This window comes from Rhodococcus sp. EPR-157 (assembly GCF_001647195.1).
Classification (GTDB): domain Bacteria; phylum Actinomycetota; class Actinomycetes; order Mycobacteriales; family Mycobacteriaceae; genus Rhodococcoides.
Window position 1 is genome coordinate 1 of record NZ_LVCV01000055.1, and the last position, 5,443, is coordinate 5,443.

Below are 5,443 nucleotides of genomic sequence, written 5' to 3' on the forward strand. Positions count from 1 at the left end.
GGTAGGACGTGCCGCGGTACCGGTCGAGCAACACCCGCATGGGCAGCAAGGGGTGCGCGACTCTGGTTTGCGCGACGACGAACGCGGCGAGCAGCGCGACTCCCGCTCCCATGAACGTGAGCGTCCAGGTGTCGGTCCACCCGCTGGTCTCGGAGTTGGCCAGGCCGTAGACGAGAGAGAACAACCCGGTGGTGACGAGGATTGCTCCGACGATGTCCAGGCGGGGCTTGTCCCCAGCGGACTCTTCCGTGGCGGGCAGGAGCTTGACTGCACCCACGACGGCAACCGCGATGATGATGACATTGACGTAGAGGCACCAGTTCCAGGACAGGTATTCGCTCAGTACGCCGCCGAGGAGCAGGCCGATGGCACCGCCCGCACCGGAGATGGCGCCGTAGATGCCGAACGCGCGGGCGCGGTCCTTGCTGTCGGCGAACGTCACGGTCAGCAGAGACAGGGCTGCCGGGGCGAGTAGCGCGCCGAACACGCCTTGCATTGCGCGTGCGGCGACCAGAACCTCGAAGCTCTGTGCCCACCCGCCAAGCGCGGATGCAGCAGCGAAGCCGACCAGTCCGACGATGAGGGACCGCTTGCGTCCGAAGAGGTCGCTGACGCGACCCCCGACGAGCAGGAGTCCACCGAAGGTCAACGAGTAGGCGGTGACGATCCACTGCCTGCCATTGTCGTCGAATCCCAGAGCCTTCTGAGCTTCAGGCAGGGCAATGTTCATGATGGTCGCGTCGAGGACGATCACCAACTGCGTCAGTGCGAGGACTCCGAGAACCCACCACCGAGTGTTGCCGTCGACCCGCGTTGTCTTGTTCGTCATGATCCGCCCTTCGCTCCACCACTTAAACGGAATGGGTTCGTCCGCTTCGATCACAGACTAAACCAAAAAACGGACGATGTCATTCCGGATTGGTAGACTGCGGTTATGACGAGCGACACGAATCCCGGTCTGCGGCGGGACGCTGCGCGCAACGTCGAGCGAATCTCGACCACCGCGATGGAAGTGTTCGCCGAACGCGGCCTCGATGTGTCGATGGCGGATGTGGCGGACCGCGCCGGCGTCGGAGTCGGGACCGTGTACCGGCGGTTCGGCAGCAAGGAAGCCTTGATTGCGGCACTGTTTGCCGAGAAGGCCGATCAGATGGTTGCCATGGCAGAACGCGCCGCGGCCGAGGACGACGCCGGTGCCGCATTCCTGAACCACTGCGTCGAGGTGTGCGCAGTTCTTGCCGAGAACAAGGGCCTGCGTGAACTACTGCTGTCCGGGGCGAAAGATGCGGGCGCAGACAGATCGATCATGTCCCGGATAGAGGCACCGATAGAGACCCTGACCGATCGGGCCAAGGCGTCGGGATGGCTCAGAGAGTCGTTTGCGCCCAGCGACTTCGTTCTCGTTCTCACTGCCGTCCAGGCGGTTCGAAGCTTCGGAGGCGACGCCCACCCCGCACTGTGGCGTCGAACATTGCAGATGATGATCGACGGTCTGCGCACTCCGAGTGCAACCCCCGTCGACGTCGGCGCACCCCCGCCACTGAGCCGAGCCGAGGCCGCGGAGGCGGCGACGGGTTCCGGCCCCTGACATCCGCTCGACGAACCGGTTCCCGACGGCATCGCCGCGTCGAGAATCGTCCCCCACACCGTTGAGGCGTTCTCGATGAGATCGTTCACGGTGAATGACTTCCTTGCCACCCCAGGCCCCTTCCATGATTGACGCCGATCTGGTCATCGACACCCTCGGTCGAGGATCGGCGGTCTCGAATTGGTTGGTCAGGGCCGGGTGGCCCGAGAGCCCCGTGCAGTCGTTGGACGCGGGAGTCACCTACGTCTCACGGTGGTTTCAGAAGCCGGCAGATTTGCCGGACAGCTGGTGGTGGGCGCAGATGTCGGTGATGCCGACGTCGGACACCAAGCCGCACCCGATCGAACACGACTTCCTGTGCCAGATTTTCCCTATCGAGGGCGAACGGGTGCTGGTGACGATGGGATCGTGGGGACAACCGATGCCACGCAAGGAAGACGATTTCATGGAAACCGTCCACAAGGTGCGCGCTCCGGCCTTCGGCCGCGCGGTGGATTTGTGCGAGCCGATCTCCAAGGTGTTCGTGACCAAGTCGACCGGCAACAAGCGTCGCCGGTACGACGCACTGGAGAATCCTCCCGCCGGCCTGGTTGCCCTCGGAGACGCGGTGTGTGGGTTCAACCCGTTCTACGCGCAGGGCATGAGCTCGGCGTCGAAGTCGGCGGTTCTGTTGCGCGACAAGCTCGCCGCCGCCGCTGACGTCGACAGCGCGTTCACCAAGGACTACTTCGCCTCGCAACGGAAGTTGCTCGACGACATCTGGACGCTGGCGCTGGCCCGCGACCAGGGATACGAGAACGCTGAGGGCACCGACATCGCGCCGCGCTGGCGGCAACAGCTCGCCGGCCGCGCCAGTTGGCCGATCTTCAACCACATCTCGGCCACCACGCGTGAAGACGAGGTTGTCGCCCAGCACTTCGCCGATGTCTTCAACTTGGATGAGGCGGTCACGACGATGGTCAAGAACCCCCGCGTCCTCGCCGGTCTGGCGTGGTTCGCGGTCAAACGAGCTGCCAAACGCACCAAACTGCCGATCGGCACCGACAACCAGCAGGATCCACCGTCGGACATCTGGCGCGACGGGAAGCCGCATCCGGCAGGACGGGCCCTGGTAATTCCTCAGGGGACCCCTCGGGGCGAGTTCGCGGCGGTCTCGGCCGCGGCAGGGAAGTAGGGACGTAAACGATGGCAGTGTGCACCCCGGGCGACGTCCCGTCTATCATCACCAGTTATCTCGGCTTCGACTGCGAGGGCGCCAATCCTTTTGTCACCATTCGCAATCCGGCTGACCTGGCAAACTGGACGCAACCGGTCCTGGAGGTCACGATCATCCTCGGCGCGATCCTCGCGCTGATCCACGCGATCCGCCGACTGCGCCGCGAGGGAGACCCGACGAACCTGGCCGTGTGGATCGGCTCGTTGGTCTACCTGTTCGTGATCGAGCCGCCGCTGTACTTCCCGAACTGGTTTCACGCCGAAGAGGCAATGGGATTCATGTTCTCCCACAACGTCTTTACGGTCACCTTCATGTTCGACCGTTTGCCGCTTTACATCGTCGCCTTCTACCCGGCCGTTAGTCAGCTCGCCTACGAGATCGTGCGGGCGTGGGGTTTCTTCGGCGGCTCCAAGAGCTCGGCGCTGCGTGGCTCGCTGGTACTGGCCCTGGTCTTCCAAACCTTCTATGAGATCTTCGATCAGCTCGGCCCGCAGCTCGAGTGGTGGGCCTGGAACGTCGACTCGCCGTACTACCGCGAAACGCTCGACCAACTCCGAGCCCAGGGCATAACCCCCGACGAGCTCGGCAACCCAGCGGCGGTGCCCACTCTGGCCTCGGTGCCGTGGGGGAGCGTGTGGCTGTTTGCGACAGTCTCCTTCGCTGTGCTCGTCTACCTCTCTGTGCGCCTGGTGAGAATCCCGACCTTGCAGGGGCGAACCCCGCGCGGGTGGTCGCTGACGTGGCGAATCGTCGTCTCCGGTGTTGTGGCCGTCATCAGCATGCCGCTGATGTCCATCCCGACGGCGTTGTTCGGTCGCGACGAGAACGCGAACCAGGACGCGCAGACTATCGTGTACTGGATCGAGATGGCCCTTGTCTGGGGAATCGGACTGGCGCTGCTGTACTCCCAGTGGCGCCGCCTGCGTAGCGACCCGATGGCCGGCGTCGATGATGCTCGTAGCGCCCGTCCCTTCCTTATCGTGTTCCCGATCCTGTTCCTCGGGGTGCACGTGGTGCTGTGGCTCACCGCGCTGCCGGCGTTCTTCGACGCGAAGGAGGGCATAACCGCCGATAACACGCCGATCGGGAGCCTCCCGTACGTAGTTGCCTGTCTCGTCGTTGCGATCGGTGTTTTGGTCGTCGCTCTGAGTCGGGCAAGGCGCGCGGCCGACGGGAGCCCGGCAGGCGTTGGAACGCGGTCCACGTCAGACGTATGAGAGCATGGGCGCATGAGAACCCGTGGGTGGCAGGGCAATCTACCCCGGGACTCCGACGAGGCCAGGGCCAGGATTCTGAGCGCCGCGGCGAACTGTGTAGAACGCTACGGCGCTCAGAAGACCCGGCTGGTCGACGTTGCCACCGAGTTGGGTGTCACCAGGCAGACCGTCTATCGCTACTACTCATCGGTGGACGAAATGTTAGTGGCCGTGGCGAAAGCTGGCGCCTCCGATTTCCTTGATCGGATGAAGGCAGACCTCGCCGATGTACACACCCCCGCCGAGGCGATCACAGAGACCATCATCTACTGCCTCCGGGTACTGCCTGACGAGCCCGCGATCGGATTGATGGTGAGGGCCGGAGAAACCGACTTCTTCACCCGCGAGGCGACCTCGGCCGGCGCCGTCGAACTCGGCGCCCAGATGCTGCGTCGACTCGACGTCGACTGGGAATCGCACGGATTCGACGACGATGCCATGTCAGGTATGGCAGAGATTGTCATGCGGGTGTGGCTCAGTTTCTTGCAGTACCCCGCGGATCCGCCGCGGTCGGACGACGACCTTCGTCAGTTCATCCGCCGCTGGGTTTGCCCGCCTGTACTCCCCCCGTCGCGCTTGAAGCCAGTCGAACCGAATCACGTTGAGGCCACGACCGCTGAGAGTTGCTGAAGGACAAGTGGTCTGACCATGTCACCGACGAAGAACGCGACGCCCTCGTCAACCATGACTACGTGGCACTGTTCGAGATGGGCGCACACTTCTTCCTCAACCTGACGCCGTTCATCGCGATATACGACGAAACCTGGGCACTCGAGAAGTGCCCACTGCCCTTCCAGCGCGAATTCGGCGCTCAGCTGCAGCACTGGCTCGGCAAACCGCATCCCTCGGTCGCGACCTGAGCGCAGATCTTCTACTGGCCGAGTAGAACAGTCGGGACCGGGGTGACCGTGCGCGTGCCACCCCGGTCCCGGCAACCAATCGCCCGCGCCGCACCGGAGGTGCACCCACCCATCTGCCGGTGGTGCGCGGTCGCCCCTGCGGGAGGTGCGGGCACGCCGAGTTTGCGCGTCCCTGAAATTCGTGTCACGACAGTCCGGATTTCTGCGCTGCTGCCTTGGTCTATTTTTCGGCGAGACCTATTGCCGCTGAGAGATATTCACGCGAATCTCGAAATGTCTGCGCTACGCCGCGTCCCGCGACGGCTATGTACCGACTGATCTGATCGTCATCGAGAAGATCGAGCACCGTGCTGGAATCCGCGTGCATCCACCCGCCGTCTCGCACCAATTCGTGGGCGCGCTTGCCCTGCAGGGCTGAAATTCCCTCGACCCTGATCCCATTCGGATCGGTCGACGCTGCGATGTAGTAAGCCTTCTTGCCGGGGTAACCGGCCTTGACCTTCGAGCGCAACCGCAAGACGGC

At 63.8% G+C, this 5,443-nt stretch carries 6 protein-coding genes and 1 pseudogene; 5 read left to right on the forward strand and 2 right to left on the reverse strand.

Annotation, left to right across the window (positions count from 1 at the left end; all coding sequences use genetic code 11):
• Positions 1–829: MFS transporter (locus A2J03_RS02350; RefSeq protein ID WP_156520152.1), on the reverse strand; the 829-nt coding region annotated here is incomplete at its 3' end.
• 105 nt (positions 830–934) lie between these two features.
• Here A2J03_RS02350 and A2J03_RS02355 point away from each other — a divergent pair.
• From A2J03_RS02355 to A2J03_RS02375, 5 genes are all read left to right on the forward strand, one after another.
• Positions 935–1,588: a TetR/AcrR family transcriptional regulator gene (locus tag A2J03_RS02355; protein WP_068369223.1), complete on the forward strand. Its 654-nt coding sequence runs from the start codon at positions 935–937 to the stop codon at positions 1,586–1,588.
• Between the two features lie 124 nt (positions 1,589–1,712).
• A complete protein-coding gene (locus A2J03_RS02360; protein ID WP_231912326.1) occupies positions 1,713–2,762 on the forward strand; it encodes a hypothetical protein in 1,050 nt (349 codons plus the stop codon).
• 11 nt (positions 2,763–2,773) lie between these two features.
• Positions 2,774–4,021 carry a hypothetical protein gene (locus A2J03_RS02365; protein WP_068369224.1) on the forward strand — a complete coding sequence of 416 codons (1,248 nt, stop codon included), beginning with the start codon at positions 2,774–2,776 and terminating at the stop codon, positions 4,019–4,021.
• Between the two features lie 12 nt (positions 4,022–4,033).
• Positions 4,034–4,690 (forward strand): TetR/AcrR family transcriptional regulator, encoded by a 657-nt coding sequence (locus A2J03_RS02370; protein ID WP_068369226.1) that lies wholly within the window; start codon positions 4,034–4,036, stop codon positions 4,688–4,690.
• Entirely contained in the window at positions 4,684–4,920 is a 237-nt protein-coding gene (locus tag A2J03_RS02375) for a hypothetical protein (RefSeq protein WP_068369228.1), read from the forward strand. Before A2J03_RS02370 ends, A2J03_RS02375 begins: the two co-directional genes overlap by 7 nt.
• A 220-nt stretch (positions 4,921–5,140) precedes the next feature.
• Here the strand turns inward: A2J03_RS02375 and A2J03_RS02380 are convergent.
• Positions 5,141–5,443: pseudogene (locus A2J03_RS02380) on the reverse strand (phosphate acetyltransferase); the annotation flags it as partial.